Consider the following 20,614-nt stretch of genomic DNA (forward strand, 5'->3'; position numbering starts at 1 on the left):
ACGGGCTTCCTTTCAGGGAAGTCGAGTCAATGAAAACTTAAACGGCTCCAAGAGGGTTTGCAGCACGGCAGGCAACTTCTCGGCTAGCTCTTGGGAATCGCTATAGATGAGGCGCTGGCGACTGGGAACTTCAATGGGAAGAGGTGCTCGCTGGCTGGGGTGCTCCTGCTGAATGACAAGGATTTGATTGCGGCGTTTACTGGCAAGGGCGTAGCCAAGTTCTAGGGCAATCATCGTGGGCAACTGGCCATTCTCAACTGCTGTGCCATCGGCAATAAACAGCAGCGAGCGACGCAATTGGGTAATCACCGGACTCTCCAGACGCAGAGGAGCGGTGGCTGAGCGTGGGCTTTCGACCAGTTCCAAGGGGAAGCGACTGGGGGTAGTTGTCACAAATGCTTTGAGGGCGGTGCGAATCTCGTCGCTACTGGGGTTATCGGCGGCACTGAAAAAGAGGGTTGGTTCCAAGTAACTCAGGCGATCGCTCTTGATGAAGTAGATTTCATGACTGAGAACATCAATGTTGGCGATCGTATAGCTGCCGCTCCCCTCAATGTAAAATTCCACCGTTTCCCCAAGGCGATAGCGTTGAAACCACTCCGAACGCTGCACCGTTTCTAAGTCATCGAGAAAATCTGCCCGCAATGCTGTTTTCAGCAAGCTACTTTTGTTGAGCCGTAGATCGTGGGGGCGTTGCTCGATGTGTTCGAGGGGTTCATACTGCGGTAGGTACCATGCCCGCAGCGCAATAATCGCCATTAAAACATTCCACGCAGATACTGCCAATAATAGTAAACCATGAGTAGATTGGGTTCTACAGGAGTAGGAGAGATGCAATGACAGCAAAATTATTGCTGGTGGATGATGAACCGGGGGTGCGCGAGGCGGTAACGGCCTATTTAGAGGACAGTGGCTTTGAAGTAACAGCAGTCGCCAATGGTCAAGCGGCTCTAGAGTACCTAGAAACCAATGTGCCCGACCTGATTATTACGGATATTATGATGCCGCAGATGGATGGCTACGCCTTTTTGGAAACGGTGCGCCAACAGCCGCATCTCAACCATATTCCCGTTATCTTTCTCACAGCGCGGGGCATGAAGCGCGATCGCATTCAAGGCTATGATGCTGGCTGTGATGCCTACCTAGCCAAACCCTTTGACCCCGATGAACTGGTGGCCATTATTAAAAATCTGCTACGGCGCCAAGCGGCTGCTCGCGATGAGGCAGAACCTAATCTGGCCAATCTAGCCCAACAAATTGCCGAACTGCGGGCAATGCTCGTTCAACAGGGCAAACGCAATCCCACGGCTCCCCCGATTCAACTGGACCTCACCCCCCGCGAAGCCAGTGTGCTGCAACTGGTGGTCAAGGGTCTGATGAATAAGGAAATTGCCAGCCAACTGAATACCAGTGTTCGCAATATTGAAAAGTACGTCAGTCGCCTCTTTGTGAAAACAGGTACCAGTAGTCGCACAGAACTGGTGCGCTTTGCCCTTGAACATGGCTTGGCTGATTAGGTTAGAGAGGGGGATCATTTTGCCAGAACCAGTCGGCAATGCGGGGTTTCGCTTTTTCCGTTGCTGTGGGATTGAGCAGGATAATTGCTTGGCGGAGGTTGGGGGAGAGCCGTCGCTGTACCCGCTGGGGAATGCCATCGCCAAAATAAACATGACCCCGCCCTGTCAAGACCACAATCAGGCGATCGGGATGCCGCTGATGATGCTTGGCAATGACCTTGGCCATCGTTTCATCCCAAAGCACTTGGGCTTGGTAAAAGAAGTCAAAATTCATACTGTGGCTCACCCCCTGATGGGCAGCAATAAAAATCTCCTTCAGGCGATCGCGATAGGCGGTGTTGCTCAAGTCAATATCTGCTAGGGGCGGAATATAGCGAAAATCGTCTTCCCCTAAGCTCTCTAGGCCTTGGCGTGCCACTTGGCGGGTGACTTCGGTGGGTGTATTCAGGGCAATCAGGGGAATTTGCTGCTCCTTGGCAAAGCGAAAAATCGGTGCATACAGCGACCAAGGGAAGCCCCAGCGCTGGGCATATTGGGTTTGCTCCAGCAGTTCCATCTCGGTAATTTCACCGGCAATGTAGGCATCGAGGGCGGCCTGAAAGGGACGCTGAATCATTTCAAGGGCGATCGCTAGGGGGCGACCCCGCCGCTGCAACTCCTGCAAAATTCGCAGTTGTGCCTGATGATCGGCCACGCTATCGTGGGTCTCACCCAAATAGAGGATGTGCTTTTGCTGCCAGTCGGCATAGGCTCTTTGCAGGGGGACTGATTCACTGCCCCGCCAGACCTGCTGCGCTTTCACACTGTGGGTTCCCGCAAAAAACAGCGCGATCGCTAGAGTGAGGGCTAAGGACTGCCAAGTATGGGACGATCGCCACTGGCGCAACCGCTGTCCAAGGGGGGATGCCAAACGATAAAATATCTGCCAAGATCGAGATAGAGTCGTTGACGGTATGGTGACGACAATTATCTTCTGCGCGTTCCCCATTGGGTTCAACCCTGTTATCCAACGCTGAAACAACTATGCAATCTCCCTATCCACTTGAACTCAGTGACCCCCCCGCCAGTGACGTCGGTTCCACTCATCCTGAACTGAATGGTAACGCACTGGTGAAATCGGAGACGACCTCTACAGAATTGGCGAAGGCGGAAGTTCGCTTGAGTGACCCCCGTGCCGAAGCCCTGCGGCAAATGTTGGAACGCCATCGCGGTACGCGGCAGTTGATTATTCTCCAAGATTTTCCTGACCCCGATGCCCTCTCTTCGGCATGGACCTATAAGCTCATTGCTGAACAGTTTGAGATTCAGTGCGATATTGCCTACGCCGGTGCCCTGAGCCATCAGGAAAACATTACCCTAGTGCGGCTGACGGGGATGCCCCTTGTGCGCTGGGCGGTGCAAGGTACGAAAAATAAAGATCAGCGGGATTGTACCTGTTACCAAGGCTACGTCCTGATTGACAACCAAGGCACCACCAGTCAATTGCTGCCCATGGTGCAGGAGGCTGGCCTGCCCGCGATCGCCATCATTGATCACCACAGTCTCCAAGAAGCCATTCAAGCCGAGTTTACAGACATTCGACCCACGACCCGCGCCACGGCTACCATCTTTACCCAATACCTGCAAGCGGGGCTACTCACCCTTGACAGTAGCAACCCAATTCACGTCAAATGTGCTACGGCTCTGATGCATGGCCTGCGCTCCGACACTGATTGCCTCAAACAAGCTAAAGAAGAGGACTTTCTCGCAGCCGCCTTCCTGAGTCGTTTTATTGATTATCAACTGCTGAACACCATTTTGCAGTCCCACCGCTCGAAGCAGGTGATGGATGTGATCGAGCGATCGCTGAAAAACCGCTCCATTCACAACAATTTTTCAATTTCTGGCGTGGGCTATATCCGCTACGAAGACCGCGATGCCATTCCCCAAGCGGCAGATTTCCTTGTTACCGAAGAGAATGTCCACACTGCCGTTGTCTATGGCCTTGTCCACGACGAAGATGAAGAGGTAGAACTGATTATCGGTTCGCTGCGCACGACAAAAATTACCCTTGACCCCGACGAATTTATCAAAGAGGCCTTTGGTAAGGATCGCCAAGGACGCTTCTTTGGTGGTGGTCGCTCCCAAGCCGGCGGTTTTGAAATTCCCGTGGGCTTCTTGTCGGGTCTCAATGAGAATCCAGAATACGCTAAACTCAAGTGGAGCGTTTACGATACGCAGATTAAGCAGAAGCTCCTCCACCTCGTTAATCCGAAGAACAATGTCCTCCACGGTACGGAGTAAGGCACTGTTCGCAGTAATCCAGTTTTAGGTCTTTATGACGGAGCTAACAGTCTTTTTTTTCCGCCACGGAATCGCGGTCGAACGGGAAGTGTTTGAAGGCAGTGATAGCGATCGCCCCCTGACGGCCAAAGGCGAAAAGAAAACCCAGCAGATTGCGCGGCGGTTACTCGATTTAGGCATTGAGGCAGAACTGATTCTCTCCTCACCCCTCGTGCGGGCACGACAAACGGCAGAAATTCTCCTTGAAGTGGGGGTTGCCCCCGATCTGATGATTTCTGACCTGCTGGCGCCGAGTGGCAGCTTGCAAGAATGGCTCCATTGGCTCAGCCAGTGGCGTCAAGACCATGAGGGTGCCCTTATGGCTGTCGGTCATGAACCCAATCTCAGTCACTGGACTGAACTGCTCACCTGTGGCAAAGCCTTGGGACACATCCAACTCAAGAAGGCGGGCATTATTGGCCTGAAGATTCCAGAAATCGATCCCCTTGGTAATAGTCAACTCTTTTGGCTGACGCCTCCCAAGTTTTTGCTCAATGGCAGTGGCCTTGCCTGACTACAAGCGTCTATTCCGATGCTTCGCCACTGCTCTCCCTAAAGCGACAAAATAGAAATACAGCCTGCCACAGGATAGAATCGTGAACTCTGAGTCGGAAATTACGGAGCATTTACCGCCCGATGTTCTCAGTTGGCTGTATGCCTATCAGCGGGAACATCAATTTACTAGCCTTGAAGCGGCAATTGTTGACATTGTTTGCAAGTTTTATATTCAAGCGGAGCATTTGCCTGAACGGGTGGCAGATCTAGAGCGACGGGTCAATGCCCTCAGCCGTGAAGTAATTCATCTGCGTCAACAACTGCCCGAAAACTACGATCGCCTACGGGAACAGTTGGCAGCGGTACGCCTGAGTCATTCGGGCATTCTCCACAATTTGCGCGATCGCGTGGAGGCCTTAGAGTCCGAGGTGTTTCCCGGTCGCCCTAGCGCTGCTGACGTAGAGGCTGATAGCTGAGGAGTTCTTCCAAGGTTGCCAGCAAATCCACTTTCACAAACGTGATTTGATCCTCAGCATTGAGGCCAAATTGCCAAGCGACATTGACGCTAAAGAGGGGCAGTTTAGCTTTACCCACAAGGCGGTAGCGACGTTCTGTGCCCTCTGTGCTCAGTCGTTCTCCTTGCAGGGGTTCTGCTCGCATACCCACGGCTTCAAGGTGGAGATAATGGGCGATCGCCTCTTGGCCAATCACCGGATCCTCAAAGGGCGGATAGAGAACTCCCGCCTCAGCAAACAGGGCAGCCACATCTTCGTAGCGTTCATCATTGAGGGCAGCAAAATAGGCGATCAGCGTTGGTTCATCAATGCCGAGAATGGGACTCCCTTGAACAAGATGGGTCATGTTTTCGGTTCCTCAGTAGTTTCAATCCAGACAAAAAAAGGGAGCGAGCTGCCCCCTTGCGTAACCCATGGCATCTTAATTACAGGGCAAGTGGATCCACACCCATGGCGACCACTGCATTCCGCAGGACGGTAATTTGTTGACCAAAGTCAAGGGCTTTGATGGCTGCAAACACGCGATCAGCATCGCGGCTAAGGGTATAACCGGGGGGCACCGGTACCACAAACCCCTGTTTCATTAGTTCTGCCAGTTGATACCAGAAGGCGAGCTTGGTGTTGGGGCTAAAGACACCGTAGGCACGGGTGAGAGGGGTGTCCACGTTGGCCACCAAGTCGCGCATGAATTGAAGTTGATCATCAAAACTGAGTGCTTTGACCTGATTGAGCAGCCCTTCCGCTAGTTGTAGGCGAGCCGTACCGGGGGCGGCGGCTGTAATCGAACGACCCGTTTCGGTGTAGATGAACCACAGAAGTCCTAGTTTGTCATCCACACTCAGGCAGTTGAAAAGAGTGGTGACCTCTTGAACGGCTGTGGCCAGTGTTGAGGGAGTGAAACGAGTATCGGTGGTATAGGTCATACAGCTTCAGAGATGTTGAACGTCTAGCGTGTTGCTATGCTTATCTCTGCCTCCTAGTCAACAGTATGTTACATATCTTCATGGAAATCAACATAAATTCATAAATACTATCAATAAATCTATCTTATGATTCATTTGAATAGACTGGAATAAATCTATTATAGACGCAGCCCCGTAGTGTTCCTATTTAGGCAAGGAAAAAGATGTTTGGGACACCAATAGAGAGTTTTTGCAAATGTTAAGATGGCTTCTGTTTTGGCGAGAACAAGCCTGTGGCTCGACCGACTCTCTACGTGGCAATCACCAATCATGGCTTTGGTCATGTGGCGCGGACAACGGCGCTCGTGAATGCCATTCGCCGCCAAGTGCCTGATCTCTTGCCACTGATCGTGACGGCAGCTCCCTACTGGTTGTTGCAGGCGAATCTGGAGGGGGAGTTTATTCATCGTCCCCGTGCCCTTGATCTGGGGGTCGTGCAAGCCGATAGTCTGCACATGGATTTGGCAGCAACCCGTGCCAAGCTCTTGGAACTTCAGGCGGCAGCCCCTGAGTTGATCCGCGCCGAGGCAGAGTTTATTCAGCAAAATCGGGCACTGCTCGTTCTAGCGGATATTCCCCCTTTAGCAGTGGCGATCGCCCATGCAGCGGGGGTGCCCTGTTGGATGGTCAGTAATTTTGGCTGGGATTTTATCTATCGCTCCTTTGGCGATGACTTTAGCGAGATTGCGGATTGGGTGAGTGATCTTTATAGTGGGTGCGATCGCTTGTTTCAACTGCCCTTTGCTGAACCCCTCAATGCCTTTCCCCACAAAGAACCCGTGGGACTGACGGGAGCCGAACCGCGTTTTGAACCAGAGGAGTTGCGGCAGCGCCTTGGCCTTGCTAACCCTCGCGATCGCACGGTTTTGCTGACCTTTGGTGGGTTGAGTTTGCAAGCCATTCCCTATGAAGCCATCAAGGACTTTCCCGATTGGCAGTTTCTCACCTTTGATGGGGCTGCACCCGAGGATATGCCAAACTTACTGAAGCTCTGTGGCCGTCAACTGCGCCCAGTAGATGTGATGCCCCTCTGTGGTCGAGTCGTGTCTAAGCCCGGCTATGGCACCTATGCAGAGGCCTGTCGCTTGGGGGTACCGGTGGCAACAATTCGTCGTGATGATTTTGCTGAAGGCCCCGTTTTGGTGGCGGGATTACAGGCGCACCACTGCCATCAAATCCTCAGCCATGAAGAGTTTTTTGGCGGCCACTGGCACTTTTTGCACGCAGAACCCCAGCCGCCCCAAGACCCCACCCCCTTGGATCTCAATGGGAATTCTACGATCGCCACCGCTGTTGCCTATTATTTGAATAACTGCTCATCACAATAGCCGTGGGTATCTTTGGATGGCGAACCGCCTCGCTGCTAAAAAAGGCTTGGCAACTGTATCAACAACAGCACTGGAGCGGAGCACAACAGTGCGCCCGCCAAGTTATTGAAGAGACCCCGCAGCCAGAAGCCTATTACCTATTGGGGTTAATTGCTGAACAACTGGCACAGCCCCTTGAGGCACAGACAGCCTATGAGCAGGCGATCGCCCTTGATCCGTGGCATGCCCCTTCCCATTATCGCTTGGCGGTTGTTCTCCATGATTTGCTGCAGCAACCGGCGGCTGCGCTACTCCACTACCAACGCGCCCTTGAAGTCAAGCCAGAGTGGGTGGAAGCCCATAGCAACCTAGGGAATGCCTATCTGGACTTAGGAGACACTGAACGCGCGATCGCCTGCTACCAAAAAGCCCTATCCTTGAATCCCGACTTGCCCACAACGCTGTATAACTTAGGACTCTGCCTACACGCCCAAGGCAAACTCACAGAAGCGAGTGCTTGCTATGAACAGTCACTGTACCTTGAACCGGGTCAAGCCGATGTCCACAACAATCTGGGCAGTGTCTATCTTGAACTGAAAAATTATGAGGCAGCGACTCGCCAGTTTCAGGCCGCCTTGAGTGCTAATCCAGAACTGTTGGCAGCCCACTACAATCTGGGGTACGCTTTGCATCTACAGGGTAACCTCGCGGCGGCGCGCGATCGCTATCAAGAGGTCTTGCTGCGGGAAAATAAACATCAACAGGCACTCCTGCAACTAGGGCAAATTTGCCTCAGCGAAGCGGACTTTAGCGGAGCGATCAGTTACTACCAACGCTGTCTGAGTCTTGACCCCCTCAATAGTGCGGCCCATGCCGGGTTGGCCACAGCACTTCTGGAAACAGGGGATCCCCAAGCTGCCCTCCACCACTTTCGCCAAGCGGTTGCCTTAGACCCCGATGCAGTGGATGTGCGCCTCAACTTTGCCCTTGTGCTGCTGCTGCTAGGACATTTCCCAGAGGGATGGGAAGAGTATGAATGGCGCTGGCAGCAACCCACTGGAGGATTACGCACCTATCCGCAACCCCGTTGGCAAGGTCAATCCCTAGAGGGGAAAACCCTCTTTGTCTATAGTGAGCAGGGGCTAGGGGATTGCATTCAGTTTGTGCGCTTACTGCCCTCAATGGCGCGGCGTGCCCAAAGGGTGATTTTTGCCGCTTACCCACCCTTGGTGCGTCTTTGTCAAACGCTGCCGGGGATTGAAGTGATGAGCACCGAGGAAACGCCTCCGCCCTTTGATTACCATACCCCCTTGCTGAGTCTGCCGCGCTACTTGGGCATTGATAAAGACCACTTTCCCAAGTTCAAACCCTATTTCCCTTTGCCCGCCCACCCACCCCACAGCATCTTTAATGTCTCTAAACCTCGGATGGGTCTGGTTTGGGCTAGCCATAGTCAAACACGCACGACGGCTCAGCGATCCTGTCCCCTTGAGTATTTCCTACCTTTGCTGCGGGAATTTGACGTGCAATGGTATAGCCTGCAAAAGGAGCGATCGCCAAGGGAGGCGGAACAACTACGGCAGGTGGGGGTGATTGACTGCCAGCCCTATATGGGGGATTTTCTGGATACGGCGTTTTTGATCCAGCAGTTGGATGCCGTGGTAACAGTTGATACGGCTGTGGCACACTTGGCAGGTGCCCTAGGGAAGCCCCTGTGGATCCTGTTGCCCTTTGTGGCAGATTGGCGGTGGCTCTGGCAGCGATCGCGATCGCCTTGGTATCCTTCGGCGCAGTTAATTCGCCAGCCCCAGCGGGGTGATTGGCAAGGGGCGATCGCCCAATTGCGGACTGCGCTTCAATCACACTATCGGACACTCAGCAATGGGATACCCAATTGAGCAGAAATTAGTGATTGCGGTGGCCTCCAGTGCCCTCTTTGATTTGGGGGAAGCGGATGATGTCTTTCGCAATGAGGGTACCGAAAAGTACCGCCAATTTCAGCGGGAAAGAAAATACGATGTCTTGCCGAAGGGGGTGGCGTTTCCCTTTATTCGCCGCTTCTTGAATCTCAACCGTGCCTATCCAGAACAAGAACCCGTGGAGGTCGTGCTCCTTTCGAGAAACGATCCCGATACAGGTCAGCGGGTTTTCTATTCAATTCAGCACTACGGTCTGAACATTACCCGCGCTGCATTTTTGGGCGGCAAATCCCCCCATCCCTACATTCCTGCCTTTAATGTGTCTCTGTTTCTTTCGGCAAATGCAACGGATGTGCAGCAGGCGATCGAGGCTGGGTATCCAGCGGGCATGGTGATTCGATCGCCCATCACCGATCACGAAGACGATGCTGAGTTGCGGATTGCCTTTGACTTTGATGGTGTGCTAGCGGATGATGAAGCGGAAGCCGTCTTTCGCCAAGGGGATCTCGAGCAATTTCAAGCCCATGAACTGCAAAAGGCCAACATTCCCCACAATCCAGGGCCATTGAGTGATCTTTTTAAGAAACTGGCAGCCTTTCAACAGTTGGAAATGGCAAAAGAGCAGCAGGATGCCCGCTATCAGCGGCTGTTACGGATTGCGATTGTAACGGCACGCAATATCCTTGCTAGTGAACGGGTGGTGACCACCCTCAATAGTTGGGGCGTCATGCCTGATGAAACCTTTTTCCTTGGCGGCATGGAGAAAGTACGGGTTCTCAAGCAACTCAAGCCGCATATCTTCTTTGATGATCAACTGACCCATCTAGAATCAGCAGCGGGTTCGATTCCCTCAGTGCATGTCCCCTTTGGTGTGCGCAACTATGGGCAGACCTGACGCCCATTCATCTGCACAACGGAAACATCTAGCTCGCGATCATCAAGCTCAAGTTTGCCACTGGCAGTAACAACGCTGCCCACCCTAAGAACGCCATTGCGCAGGGCAGGTTTGCAGGCATCGGGTAGATCGAGCTTGTAGCGTTGGTTATTGGCCTCAATTAAGACTTCATCATCATCAACAACCGCCGTAATTCGACCCGTAAGCGTGGCGGGCACCTCCTTACCAGCACGGCTGGCGATCGCTCCTGTGATCAACATTGCTGCCACCATTAATGCCAATACCAACCAACGCAATCGCATGGCACAAATCCTCAAATATAATCTTTCTCAATAATCTGACGAGCGATCGCCCCCGGAGGTTCAAAATATCACAAAATAAATCAGCAAAGTCAGCCCAAAATACGCACAAAAAAAGGTCAGTGTTGCTGCCACCGACCCTTGAATAGATGAGAATTGAGTCAAGCTTCTAGGAGTTCATTCCTCATTAGCGGGGAACAACGACAGGACTGACTTGAACCCCCCAAGAACCTAGCGTACCCACATTACACCCCCCCTGACGCCCGATCGCCCCAATTTGAATCGTGTGATTCCCCTGTTGCCAGTTGCCACCAATAGGCAAAAAGGCTGAACGGTTGGGGCCAAGGAACTCTGTTTCGACCCGCTGTCCCTGACGATTGGTGGTGAAATATTTCACTTCCGAGCAGTGGGTAGCAGGCGCAGTAACTTGGAGGGCGTAATCAAAGTTCGGGCTTTCAGAGTTGAAGTTATAACGAGCAGTTTGATCGCAAATTTGACCACCACCATTGCAGTTAACGATAATTGGTGGATTCGCTTGCGCTGCTGTAGTAGCAACCACAACACCTGAAACCACAATACTGCTTAGTGTGACCAACCGACGGGTAAAAGATTGGAGAGACATTCGAGGCTCCTGTAGGAGTGAATACTCCGATTATTAATGGCAACCCTGTCGCCGCCTAAGGCCTCAATCACCGATGGGTTGAGAGATTGATCACAGGAACGTGGCTCTTGCTGCCTCGTGGGGAATGAAGGCAAAAACTCCTAGCCCATTTCACGCACACGGGGCTGGCCATCCACAATCTCACCAATCAGGATCACATCGGCCACGTTGACAAAAAGGCCATTCTCGACGACGCCGGGGATGTTGTTAATTGTTTTCTCTAGGTCGGCGGGGTTAGAAATGTCATCAAATTTGACATCAAGGACAAGGTTGCCTTGATCCGTGACCACGGGGCCATCTTTTTTCACCCCCATGCGCAATTCGGGCTGCCCCCCAAGAGCTTTCAGGGCACGAGTGACGGGAGCCACGGCAAAGGGTAACACTTCCACGGGCACAGGGAAGGTGGAACCCAATTTCTGCACCAGTTTGCTGCTGTCCACCACCACCAAGAACTGATCCGCAAGGGAGTCAACAATTTTTTCACGGGTATGAGCCGCCCCACCCCCCTTGATCAGGTTTTTGGCGGGATCCACTTCATCGGCACCGTCAATGGCGATGTCTAATTTCTCCACATCATCGAGGGTGACTAGGGGAATGCCGTACTTTTTGGCGAGGACAGAGGCTTGAAACGAGGTGGGCACACCAGCGATGTTGCTCAGTTCTCCGTTGCGCAGGCGATCGCCCAAAAATTGGATGACAAAAGCCGTCGTTGACCCAGTGCCCAAGCCGACAATCATTCCAGACTGCACGCGATCGGCAGCAGCTTTGGCAACGGCCTGCTTCATTTGCTTGACTGCATCATCACTCATGGGCGGATTCCCTCATTTTTTCCAAAAGCACAATACCACAGCGGCAGCCCTTTACAGCCCTTTTCAGAGAGTCGGAACCTAGCCCTCAGGCTGCCAGTCCTTGGAAATGAGTTGCAGGTGACGTTGCAAACAACGATAATGCTAATGATTTAAGTGAGGGTGTCTCAGGGATGGCGATCGCGCGCACAAGGAAAAAATGGCAGTGGTTCTCCCTCGTCGGCGTGGCTGCAACATTTTGGGGACAGACGGGACTTGCTGCCGAGCAAATTAGCCTTGTTTATCCGCCCTTCGGCACATTCAACATTCAAGTCAATGACCTTGCCACATTTGCCAAAACGGGGAATACCAGTCCGGAACTCAGGTTTTTGATTCAATTGCTCCCTAGTGACCAAGAGCCCAACCTGCGGGAAGGCCTAACCACCCGCATGGACTTAGAACCCACCACCGTCAGCCAGTTTGTCAAAAGTCCTATTGGTCAAAGCTTTTTAGAGCGTATCGGCCAAGTCATTCGTGCAGACAATGATGTCAATGGTGGCCAAGCCCTTGGGGAAGCCCTGAAAACCGCTGCCAGTTCCCCCTCAGGTATTACCCTGCTCTCAGTACTACAGGCCTTTCCCGGCAAGAGTGTTAAAGTCAATGGTGAGTTGGGTCTGAAGGCAGTGGGAGCCTTTACCCGTGCCGTAAATCAAGAACAACGAGCACAAAACTTTATCGAACGCTTGGCGCAACTCCAACCAAGAACGCCCCTGCCCGCCAGTAGCCTCAATCCTGCCCAAAAAGGATCCTTCCAGTGGCAAAAGCAAAAAATTGAATTTACCAATCCCAATCGCACCACAGGCCCCATTCCCGCAGATCTCTATGTCCCCACAGGAATCACGGCGCCGGCACCTCTAATTGTCATTTCCCACGGTTTAGCCTCAGACCGCACGACATTTGCCTACTTGGCGGAGCACCTAGCCAGTTATGGTCTAGCGGTTTTAGCAGTCACTCACCCCGGTTCCGATGCCAGTCGGGTCAGTAGTTTTCTCTCAGGGGCACCCCTCGACTACGAGAATTTGCCGAAGGACTGGGCGCAGCGGCCCTTGGATTTGAAGTTTGGGGTGGATGCCGTGGCCGCTTTGGTTCAGAAAAACCCTGCCCTGAAGATTGACACCAACAATGTTGGCCTCTTTGGTCACTCCATGGGGGGCTTTACCGTACTGGCAGCAGCAGGGGGTACCGTTGACTGGAATGCTGTGAAACAACGCTGTCTGGCAGCCGCGAGTGATCTCTTTATCTTTAATATCTCAGTGCCTCTGCAATGTCGTAGTCTCGGTCTTGCCGATGTGCCCTCTACACTGGCGGATCCACGGGTCAAAGCTGTGATTGCTGTCAATCCAGTGAGTAGTATCCTCATTGGTGAACGGGGCATGGCCAATATCAAGGTACCTACACTCATTGTTTCCAGTAGCAAGGATGTCTTTGCGCCACCGCTAGAGGAGCAGATCTGGCCCTTTACATGGTTGCAGGCGCAGCCCAAGTATCTTGCCATGCTCGTGCCCGGTACCCATTTCTCGGCAGTAGGCGTCAACGAAGCGGGGGTGTTGCCGGTACCCGATGATCTCATTGGTCCGAATCCTCAATTGGCGCAGCCCTTTTTCAAGGGGGTGGGTGCAGCCTTCTTTGGTGTCTTTAATCAACAAAATGCGCAGTTGCGTCCCTTCTTGAGTCAAACGTTTGTTAGCCAAGTGGCACAGCCAACCTTTCAAGCCTATTGGGTCGATCGCATTAATCCGCAGCAGTTGCAGGAGGTGCTAGCAGGGCGCATTGGCACTCAACCACGAAGATAAAGTGCCCCAGAAATCAGTGTGAGAGCGATCGCCCCCCCATAAACAATCAGTATTCCCCCCTGCCAACTAGGAGGTAAGGGGGCTAGAAGCAACGCCACGGCCATCATCTGGCTAACGGTTTTGGCTTTGCCCCAAAGGTTTGCCCCCTGAATTTGCGATTGCTGAACCCGCCAACTGGCAATTCCCAGTTCCCGAAAGAGGATCAACGCCACTGACCATGCAGGCACCTCTCCCCATTCAATGCACAGGAGCAGGGGTGCAAGAATTAGCAACTTATCCACGAGAGGATCAAGCACTTTGCCCAAATCCGTCACTTGATTGAAACGGCGGGCAATGTAGCCATCCAGCCAATCCGTGAGGGCTGCCACCAAAAATAAACCCACTCCCCACCAGCGATAGACCGCTCCATCATTGAAGGAGAGCAAGCCTAGGATCACTGGCACGATCAACAGGCGAGCAAGGGTAATCGTAGTGGCGAGGTTCACAGGCATGGCACTCACGCAAAAGAAAACCCCCTCAGGGAGAGGGAGTTCATTGTCTTTGATCGCTGTCAGTGCTTAGTACAACTGGAGCGACTTCAACTGCTTATCGAACATGTGGATAGTATCCACAAAGCGCGCTGTCTTCGACTGGGTGGAAATGACCAGAGATTGGGTACGGGCACCCCCCCTGAAGAAACGCACCCCTTTCATGAGCATACCGGGGGTGATGCCACAGGCAGCAAAGAGAACCGTTTCCCCAGAGGCCAATTCCTCAGCTTCATAGACTTTATCGGGATCGGTGATGCCCGCTTTTTTCAGTTCTTCGAGGTTGCCTTCACGGGTGCGATTGGCCCATTCCTTGGTCATGACCACAGCGGGATCATAGACCAGTTGCCCTTGGAAGTGCCCCCCCAAGGCGCGCATGGCAGCAGCAGAAATCACCCCTTCAGGCGCAGCGCCAATGCCCATAAGCGCATGAATGTTGGTACCAGAGAAAGCACAGGAGAGAGCAGCGGAGACATCACCATCGGAGATCAGTTGGACGCGGGCACCCGCATCGCGAATTTCTTGAATCAAGTCATTGTGGCGATCGCGCTTCATCACCACCACCACCAGTTCATCAATGGCGCGGTCAAGGCATTCCGAGAGAATTTTTAGGTTTTCTGTTGCCGAGTTGCGAATATCCACTTTACCCTTAGCAGCAGGGGGCGCCGCCAACTTCTTCATATAAAAGTCGGGAGCTGCAAACAACCCCCCTTTTTCAGAAATGGCCAGCACTGCCATTGATCCAGGTTGGCCGTAGGCGCAGAGATTGGTCCCTTCACAGGGGTCAACGGCAATGTCAATTTCAATGAGTTCTTCGGGGTTACAGTATTGGGCAGCATCGGGACGGGTACAAATGCCCACTTCTTCGCCAATGTAGAGCATTGGGGCTTCATCCCGTTCCCCTTCACCAATCACAATGCGACCGCGCATATGGATTTGATTCATGCGGTTGCGCATGGCATCCACGGCCACCTGATCCGCCATGTTTTTGTCACCTTTGCCCATCCACCGCGCTGAGGCGATCGCCGCCTGCTCGACAACTTCAATAATCTCTAAGCCGATGACGTTATCCACACAACCCTCCTAACTGCACAAGTTGGTCCCGCAGAGGTTTCCTATCTGAGCTTACAGAACTTTGGTACGCAGAAAATAATTTCTCGCTGCAAATTATTTGCCCTCAGCCGTAGCTGCATTGCCAAGCCTAAGCGCTCTCTTGTTGTTAACGCTTCCCCGCAAGGTCTAAGGTGTAGTCAAAAAGAGCAGTTGCTCTGTGGGCAGATGATCTAAGTAATAGCCATCCTGTGCCAACACAATCAATAGATGCAGACCACAATCGGGATGCAGGTGCAGATCTGCCCAAGGAATGGCTACCTCTAGGCAGATGCCCAAGGCATAGCGGGCATGGCTGGGTCGCTCTTCCCACTGGTAGTTGGCGATCGCCTCCTTGAAGGTCATCTGTTGTTTTTCAAAGTCAATCACCAGTTGATGGTGGTACAGGTAGTTGAGGGGGGCTGCGTCGGGGCAATCTCGCAGGTCAGAGAGGGGACTATTGTACGTCACCATGTTGGGGTAGTACCAACAAAAGTGCAGGGCACTGATGTCATTCCCAAAGGGCTGTTTTTGGCTAGGGGCATCAAGACGGAGATAGATATTGAGGTGATCCACCCCATACCAGAGGCGATTGATCAGGGTTTGGCGGTGCATCGTCCCGCGGCTGCCACCCATTTGAATCCGTCCGGCAAAGTTCCAGTCCTGCTCATCACCGCGCCCATCAATCTCAGGGTGAATAAAGCCTTGGGGTGGATAGGTATCCTTGGCTTCGTGGACTTCTAAGGGATCGTTGAGAACCTCAGGAATTGGCTCCCCCAATGCCGTGTAGAGCGCCATCAAATGCTCACGGAAAAGCTGATCAAACATGGCATCGTGGTTCGAGGAGTGGCCTTCACCAAACCACCAAAACCAGTCAGAGCCTTCAGCCGCCAAAAGGGCTTGCCATGCCGCTGGATTGTTTGTTTCTGTCGCTTCGGGGTGGCGTTCAAGGGTTTGGCGGGCAGCCGCTAAATAGTCCCAAGCTTTGTTTTTGACCGGATCGCCAATCCACGTACAGAAATTGCCATCAATCCAAGAGCCACTGTGGAGAGCAGAACCCGAAATCACCGCACGCGGCGGATAGTGTTGCAGATACTCCGCCACAGAAACACAGGCAAAGTGCTCGCTCTCGCTCAGGCCTTGGTAGAGCTTTTCTAAGAAGGGCAGGCCGTCGCGGGGATAGTACTCCCAGCAGTTTTCACCATCGAGGGCAATGGTCACAAGCCATGGTTGCTGTAAACTAGACTGGCCAGTTCCTTCATGGGCAATGAGTTGCTGGCGAATGCCCTCAAGCTGCTTGAGCAGATCCGCTGCCGCTGCTTCCGGTGCCATGGCACTGTAGGTAAAGCCAATCAAATCCGAGAGGCGATGATCACGAAAGACAATGTTGAGATCCCCTTTGGTCGTGGTCAGGCGATAGGGCTGGTAAAGAACATTGGCCTGTTGGACAACCCCTGCTTCGTTGCGGTGAAAATAGGTTCCCGTTGTCCAGCCCAAGATTGCTTCATCGGAGCAAATCCACTCAAACCCTTGCTCGACAATTGGTTCAAGAATGGCTGGACTCACGGATTGCTCTGAGGGCCACAGTCCGCGGGGCGATCGCCCAAAGAATTGTTCATAAAGAACTCGCGCCCGCCGCAAATGCCGAGGGACATCTTCGGGATATTGAAACCGCTGTTGGGGCAGGGCAATATTGGGAACGGCTACTTTTGCGGCATCGGTATCCACCAAGAGGGGCAAAATCGGGTGAGTATAGGGGGTTGTGGTGACTTCAATTTGACCCGCCTCTTGAAGGGCGCGATGCTGGGGAATGATTTGGCCAAGAATGTCCCGCTGTTTGGCAATGATCCGCTGGCGATCGCTCAGGCTAAAATCCCGCCCTTGGGACAACCATTGGGCAATCTCTGGCTCCTCCCAATACAGAGGATCAATCCACGCTAAATTGTGCCACGCCAACAAATCGCCATAATCTTGGGGCTGCCAATTTTGCCAACACCATGTTTTGCCGTGAGTTTGCCGCTGCTCGTAGAGTTCCCGATAGCGGGGATGGGGGTCAATCATCGTGCGGTGGTGGGCATCAAAGAAATGCTCAATGATAAACCAGCGCTGTTGATCCGTGAGTTGCTCGACTGGCGTCAGTGTCGCTGTCAGGTAGGGATCAAGGGCCGTACCGTTGATATAGTCCTGAATTTGCAGCAACAGTGAGGGGACAAGGTTGACGGTTTGCTTGAGGCGGGGATATTTGGCAAGGATCAAGATCAGATCTAAGTAATCCTTGGTGCCGTGGAGCCGTACCCAAGGGAGCAAGTATTGACCGGTACGACAACTTTTGTAGAGGGGTTGGTGCTGGTGCCAAATGAAGGCAATGTGCAAGGGATACGCCACAACAAACTTGCCCCCAGTACTTAGGACTCTTTCTCTAGTATTTCAGGGGAGTCTCTTCCACCACCACTTTGTTACGTAAGATGTCAAAAGCAGTAAAAATCTTAATATAGCCCTTTTCTAAGGTATGGGTTACACCAAGGATTTAAGGATTTTACACAAAACCAACGATGTTCTCTCCGCTGAGCTAATTGCTGATATTCTCAGTGTCACAAGCAGGTGGCTCACTGGTTGACGACAAACTACCGTTTGATTTTTCTGGCGACGTTTGAGACTGCCGACATGGTGGCCAAGGCGGGTCGGAAATTCGGTAGCAGAACTGCACGAGCGATGCTGACATGGGCGCATTATCGGTTTAAGCAGTTTCTGAAGTTCCAAGCACAAAAGCGTGGCGTCATCGTGGCTGAGGTTTCTAAGGCCTATACCAGCACAACCTGCACTCGTGGCGGTCATAGTTGATAGGCCTCCTTGTAGTGAAAATCTTTTCTTTGCCTCTTGATGCGCAAATGCAGCATCAGGAAATAGCCAACGCTGCCACGCCTTCTCTAACCTGAGTAAGTTCTGTTGTTGTACCTTGTGATAAATCTGTTTGTACTCAGGAAACAGTTCTTTCGTCTGTTTCAGTTGTGCGGCTTGAGAGTAGTAGGTTGGACATTCAGGAATCTCACCGATGGGCTGAGAGACCAAAGAGCATCGAACAATGAAGCAGCGAGTGCGATGCAACCAATCGAGTCTTTGTCCCAAGCAATAGTTCCAGTGTTGCCGTAGCAGCACAGCTTCTTGGTCGTTGTTAGGTTGGATGCGGTACTCGTAGGTGAGAATCATGCTGTCGATTATAGTCTGAATCTCAAGGACAGACCCGCAATTCCCCGTACCGCTCAGCTACGCTATAGTGGCAGTTCCCTTGCGAAGTTTATGATGGATCAGATTTCATGGACTTGGCCTCCAAAGAGTTATTGGGTTTGCAGTTGCGATAGACCCGCCCCCGGATAGTAGGTGCCTAAAATTTGCAGGTGGTTGTAGCCGCGCTTGCCCAGTTCATAGGCACCCGTCTGACTCATGCCACGCCCGCCAAACACATCCCGCACAATGTCGTCGGTTGCCGCATACATCGAAACCATCACTCGTCCACTTTTGGTGAGAACAATGCCCCGGGTGGCTTGGACTGCCGCTTGAGTGGTGTTCCACTCGGTTTCAATCCCACGATACACCTGCCAACGCTCATCGTTCCCCAGATCAAAAAAGCGGCTAGCGGGTTGAAACATTTGGGCAAGGGCATAGGAACGGGCGGCGATCGCTTGGGCTTTGAGGGTCTCCATTGGCCAGTCGGGATAGACCTCTGAACCTACGACACTGACGAGGTATTGTTCCAAGTCCACTTGATTGACGGCTGTAACCGTGTTTCCTTGAGCAATGAGGCGGACGACACCGCGATACCATTTCCCGCCAACAAACGTCAGTTGATTGCTAGGGCGAATCCAGAGGGAGGGGGCAAGGGGTTGGCCATTCCAGAGCAAAAAGCCATCCCGAGCTGTAACCACAACCCCTTGGGAAGGGGCAAGCTGCGTCATTACTTGCTGTTGATCATTGGTGACGGCGGTGGCTACGGCGGTACCAACGGTCAGTTGATTTTGATCGCGGGCGATCGCCACCCGCACTTGAGGGGCAGGGCCTTGGCTCGGAGGCACGGGTTGCAGGGCAGGAGGGGGCACTGTGGGCAACATTGCCTTGGCGTGGGTAGAGGTAGCCGCTGGTGGTTGGGGGGCTTTATTGGGGACAGTGGCCAGTAGGGGATCGCGGCCATCCAAAATCGGCCGGGGCAGAGGTCGTTCAAGTTTAACTGGGTCAGGTAAAGGCATTGGTTCTGAGAGAGCCATCGGTGTCGGGGATAGGCTCCGCAAAAACCAGAACCCTAGGCCCGCACTAGCGATCGTGGCCATTGTAAAGGAAATGAGCAAGGGTGAGTGTCCTCGCTTTGTCCCTTGGAACAGAACCCAGCCCATTCAGGTGTCATCTCCACTCGCACCTTGCCTATTGTATAGGGGAGTACGGAAGTTGCCATGCAAATTTGCTGGTTTAGGGCAGAGAGGAAGCTGCTACCTGCTGTAGCCATTGCTCCACCCTATCCCCATAAACAGCTAAGCTATACTCCTGTTCCGCCTGCTGCCGACAGGCCGCCCGATCAATTTGATCAATTTTGCCAATGGCGGCAATTAAGGCCTCGACAGAATCCGGGGTAATGAGAAACCCAGTTTGACCATCACGGACAATTTCACTCGGCCCACCGCGATCGTAGGCAATGACAGGAACGCCACAGGCGAGGCTCTCAATGACCACATTGCCAAAGGCTTCAATCCAGCGGGAGGTGAGCAGGAGGGCACGACACCGCCGCAACCGTGCCTGCATTTCCCGAGTCGGGAAAAATCCCAAATATTCAATCGGGGCATCGGGGTAGTCGGCTTGGATGCGCTGCCAATAGTCTATATCTTGCAGTTGCCCCATGATTTTCAAAGGGGTGCGGGTGACATTAACGGCGGCAACAGCATCTTCGAGTCCTTTTTCGGGAGCAATGCGCCCCAGCCAGCACAGGGCATCCTCTGGCTCTGCACAAAACTCATAGAGCGACAGATCAAGACCACTGCCCAAACACACACAGCGATCGCCAAAGGGGAAGGTGGCCGCTTGGGTGCGGGTATAGACACTAATGGTTCCCGGATAGTCATCAATGACACGGGCGATCGCCTGATCCATGACATCGGAAACCGAAGCCATACTCACCAGATGCCCCACAGGACGGCTGAGAAAAGGCGTCAGGTAAAAGGGGAGCCAGTCGTAGGCAAAGTTGACAATGACATCAAATTGATCCTGAAGCTGCCGCACCCGTGCCCACATATTGGCTAACACACTATTGGGCGGCAGTGTAATCGGTTGATCGCGGGTTTGATGCTGCGCTGGCACTTGAAGGGCGCCCGCTACTGGTTCAATGGTTGCCGCCACTGACAAGTGGGAACCTTCGGGGGCAAGGATATGAATAGTGTGCTGGCGATCGCCCAAGGCCTGAGCCATATTGAGGATCGTCAATTCAA

At 52.9% G+C, this 20,614-nt stretch carries 20 protein-coding genes and 1 pseudogene; 9 read left to right on the forward strand and 12 right to left on the reverse strand.

The genetic code is table 11. The features are described from left to right. Window positions 1-12: 12 nt before the first annotated feature. A complete protein-coding gene (locus KV190_RS06845; RefSeq protein WP_460192535.1) occupies window positions 13-759 on the reverse strand; it encodes a hypothetical protein in 747 nt (248 codons plus the stop codon). Window positions 760-836: 77 nt separating this feature from the next. Between KV190_RS06845 and KV190_RS06850 the strand changes: the two genes are divergently transcribed. Then, entirely contained in the window at window positions 837-1,517 is a 681-nt protein-coding gene (locus KV190_RS06850; protein WP_206199599.1) for a response regulator transcription factor, read from the forward strand. Window position 1,518: 1 nt separating this feature from the next. On the opposite strand, the gene KV190_RS06855 is transcribed toward KV190_RS06850, so the two are convergent. Continuing rightward, window positions 1,519-2,427, reverse strand: a complete 909-nt coding sequence (locus tag KV190_RS06855) for a ChaN family lipoprotein (RefSeq protein WP_460192536.1) — start codon at window positions 2,425-2,427, stop codon at window positions 1,519-1,521. Window positions 2,428-2,540: 113 nt separating this feature from the next. On the opposite strand from KV190_RS06855, the gene KV190_RS06860 reads away from it, so the two are divergent. From KV190_RS06860 to KV190_RS06870, 3 genes are all read left to right on the forward strand, one after another. Next, window positions 2,541-3,800 (forward strand): DHH family phosphoesterase, encoded by a 1,260-nt coding sequence (locus KV190_RS06860; protein WP_460192537.1) that lies wholly within the window; start codon window positions 2,541-2,543, stop codon window positions 3,798-3,800. A 34-nt stretch (window positions 3,801-3,834) separates the two neighbouring features. Further along, window positions 3,835-4,353, forward strand: coding sequence for a phosphohistidine phosphatase SixA (gene sixA, locus KV190_RS06865; RefSeq protein WP_460192538.1), 519 nt, complete (start codon window positions 3,835-3,837; stop codon window positions 4,351-4,353). An 82-nt stretch (window positions 4,354-4,435) separates the two neighbouring features. Continuing rightward, a complete protein-coding gene (locus KV190_RS06870) occupies window positions 4,436-4,810 on the forward strand; it encodes a SlyX family protein (protein WP_149820712.1) in 375 nt (124 codons plus the stop codon). On the opposite strand, the gene KV190_RS06875 is transcribed toward KV190_RS06870, so the two are convergent. Together KV190_RS06875 and KV190_RS06880 are read right to left on the reverse strand one after the other, a co-directional pair. Next, entirely contained in the window at window positions 4,779-5,195 is a 417-nt protein-coding gene (locus tag KV190_RS06875) for a nuclear transport factor 2 family protein (protein WP_460192539.1), read from the reverse strand. The two genes, KV190_RS06870 and KV190_RS06875, sit on opposite strands and share 32 nt — an antisense overlap. A 79-nt stretch (window positions 5,196-5,274) precedes the next feature. Continuing rightward, window positions 5,275-5,772 carry an orange carotenoid protein N-terminal domain-containing protein gene (locus tag KV190_RS06880; RefSeq protein WP_460192540.1) on the reverse strand — a complete coding sequence of 166 codons (498 nt, stop codon included), beginning with the start codon at window positions 5,770-5,772 and terminating at the stop codon, window positions 5,275-5,277. Window positions 5,773-6,044: 272 nt separating this feature from the next. Between KV190_RS06880 and KV190_RS06885 the strand changes: the two genes are divergently transcribed. Genes KV190_RS06885 through KV190_RS06895 form a run of 3 tightly spaced genes read left to right on the forward strand, consistent with a single transcriptional unit; the run spans window position 6,045 to window position 9,932 of the window. Beyond that, complete coding sequence (locus KV190_RS06885; protein ID WP_460192541.1) at window positions 6,045-7,139, forward strand: glycosyl transferase; 1,095 nt, start codon at window positions 6,045-6,047, stop codon at window positions 7,137-7,139. A 2-nt stretch (window positions 7,140-7,141) separates the two neighbouring features. Continuing rightward, window positions 7,142-9,016, forward strand: a complete 1,875-nt coding sequence (locus KV190_RS06890) for a tetratricopeptide repeat protein (protein ID WP_460192542.1) — start codon at window positions 7,142-7,144, stop codon at window positions 9,014-9,016. Continuing rightward, window positions 9,000-9,932: a 5'-nucleotidase gene (locus KV190_RS06895; RefSeq protein ID WP_460192543.1), complete on the forward strand. Its 933-nt coding sequence runs from the start codon at window positions 9,000-9,002 to the stop codon at window positions 9,930-9,932. The genes KV190_RS06890 and KV190_RS06895 overlap by 17 nt, the downstream gene beginning before the upstream one ends. Here the strand turns inward: KV190_RS06895 and KV190_RS06900 are convergent. From KV190_RS06900 to rpiA, 3 genes are all read right to left on the reverse strand, one after another. Next, a complete protein-coding gene (locus KV190_RS06900) occupies window positions 9,917-10,234 on the reverse strand; it encodes a YacL family protein (protein WP_460192544.1) in 318 nt (105 codons plus the stop codon). The genes KV190_RS06895 and KV190_RS06900 overlap by 16 nt on opposite strands. A 184-nt stretch (window positions 10,235-10,418) precedes the next feature. Beyond that, window positions 10,419-10,853 carry a hypothetical protein gene (locus KV190_RS06905; RefSeq protein ID WP_460192545.1) on the reverse strand — a complete coding sequence of 145 codons (435 nt, stop codon included), beginning with the start codon at window positions 10,851-10,853 and terminating at the stop codon, window positions 10,419-10,421. A 140-nt stretch (window positions 10,854-10,993) separates the two neighbouring features. Then, entirely contained in the window at window positions 10,994-11,701 is a 708-nt protein-coding gene (gene rpiA / locus KV190_RS06910) for a ribose-5-phosphate isomerase RpiA (RefSeq protein ID WP_460192546.1), read from the reverse strand. Window positions 11,702-11,871: 170 nt separating this feature from the next. Here rpiA and KV190_RS06915 point away from each other — a divergent pair, with 170 nt between their 5' ends. Next, window positions 11,872-13,530, forward strand: coding sequence for an alpha/beta hydrolase (locus tag KV190_RS06915; RefSeq protein ID WP_460192547.1), 1,659 nt, complete (start codon window positions 11,872-11,874; stop codon window positions 13,528-13,530). Here KV190_RS06915 and pgsA read toward each other — a convergent pair. The 3 genes from pgsA to KV190_RS06930 form a co-directional block, all read right to left on the reverse strand. Further along, a complete protein-coding gene (gene pgsA, locus KV190_RS06920; RefSeq protein WP_460195245.1) occupies window positions 13,515-14,021 on the reverse strand; it encodes a CDP-diacylglycerol--glycerol-3-phosphate 3-phosphatidyltransferase in 507 nt (168 codons plus the stop codon). The genes KV190_RS06915 and pgsA overlap by 16 nt on opposite strands. Before the next feature lie 66 nt (window positions 14,022-14,087). Continuing rightward, window positions 14,088-15,131, reverse strand: a complete 1,044-nt coding sequence (glpX, locus tag KV190_RS06925; protein WP_460192548.1) for a class II fructose-bisphosphatase — start codon at window positions 15,129-15,131, stop codon at window positions 14,088-14,090. Window positions 15,132-15,296: 165 nt separating this feature from the next. Next, entirely contained in the window at window positions 15,297-17,531 is a 2,235-nt protein-coding gene (locus KV190_RS06930) for a glycoside hydrolase (protein ID WP_460192549.1), read from the reverse strand. A 201-nt stretch (window positions 17,532-17,732) separates the two neighbouring features. On the opposite strand from KV190_RS06930, the pseudogene KV190_RS06935 reads away from it, so the two are divergent. After that, window positions 17,733-17,981: pseudogene (locus tag KV190_RS06935) on the forward strand (zinc ribbon domain-containing protein); the annotation flags it as partial. 500 nt (window positions 17,982-18,481) lie between these two features. On the opposite strand, the gene KV190_RS06940 reads toward KV190_RS06935, so the two are convergent. Beyond that, on the reverse strand, window positions 18,482-19,531 hold the full coding sequence (locus KV190_RS06940) for a SpoIID/LytB domain-containing protein (protein WP_460192550.1): 1,050 nt from the start codon (window positions 19,529-19,531) through the stop codon (window positions 18,482-18,484). A 73-nt stretch (window positions 19,532-19,604) separates the two neighbouring features. Next, window positions 19,605-20,594 carry a glycosyltransferase family 4 protein gene (locus tag KV190_RS06945; RefSeq protein ID WP_460195246.1) on the reverse strand — a complete coding sequence of 330 codons (990 nt, stop codon included), beginning with the start codon at window positions 20,592-20,594 and terminating at the stop codon, window positions 19,605-19,607. Window positions 20,595-20,614: the final 20 nt, after the last annotated feature.

The organism is Thermosynechococcus sp. FA-CM-4201, assembly GCF_054689355.1.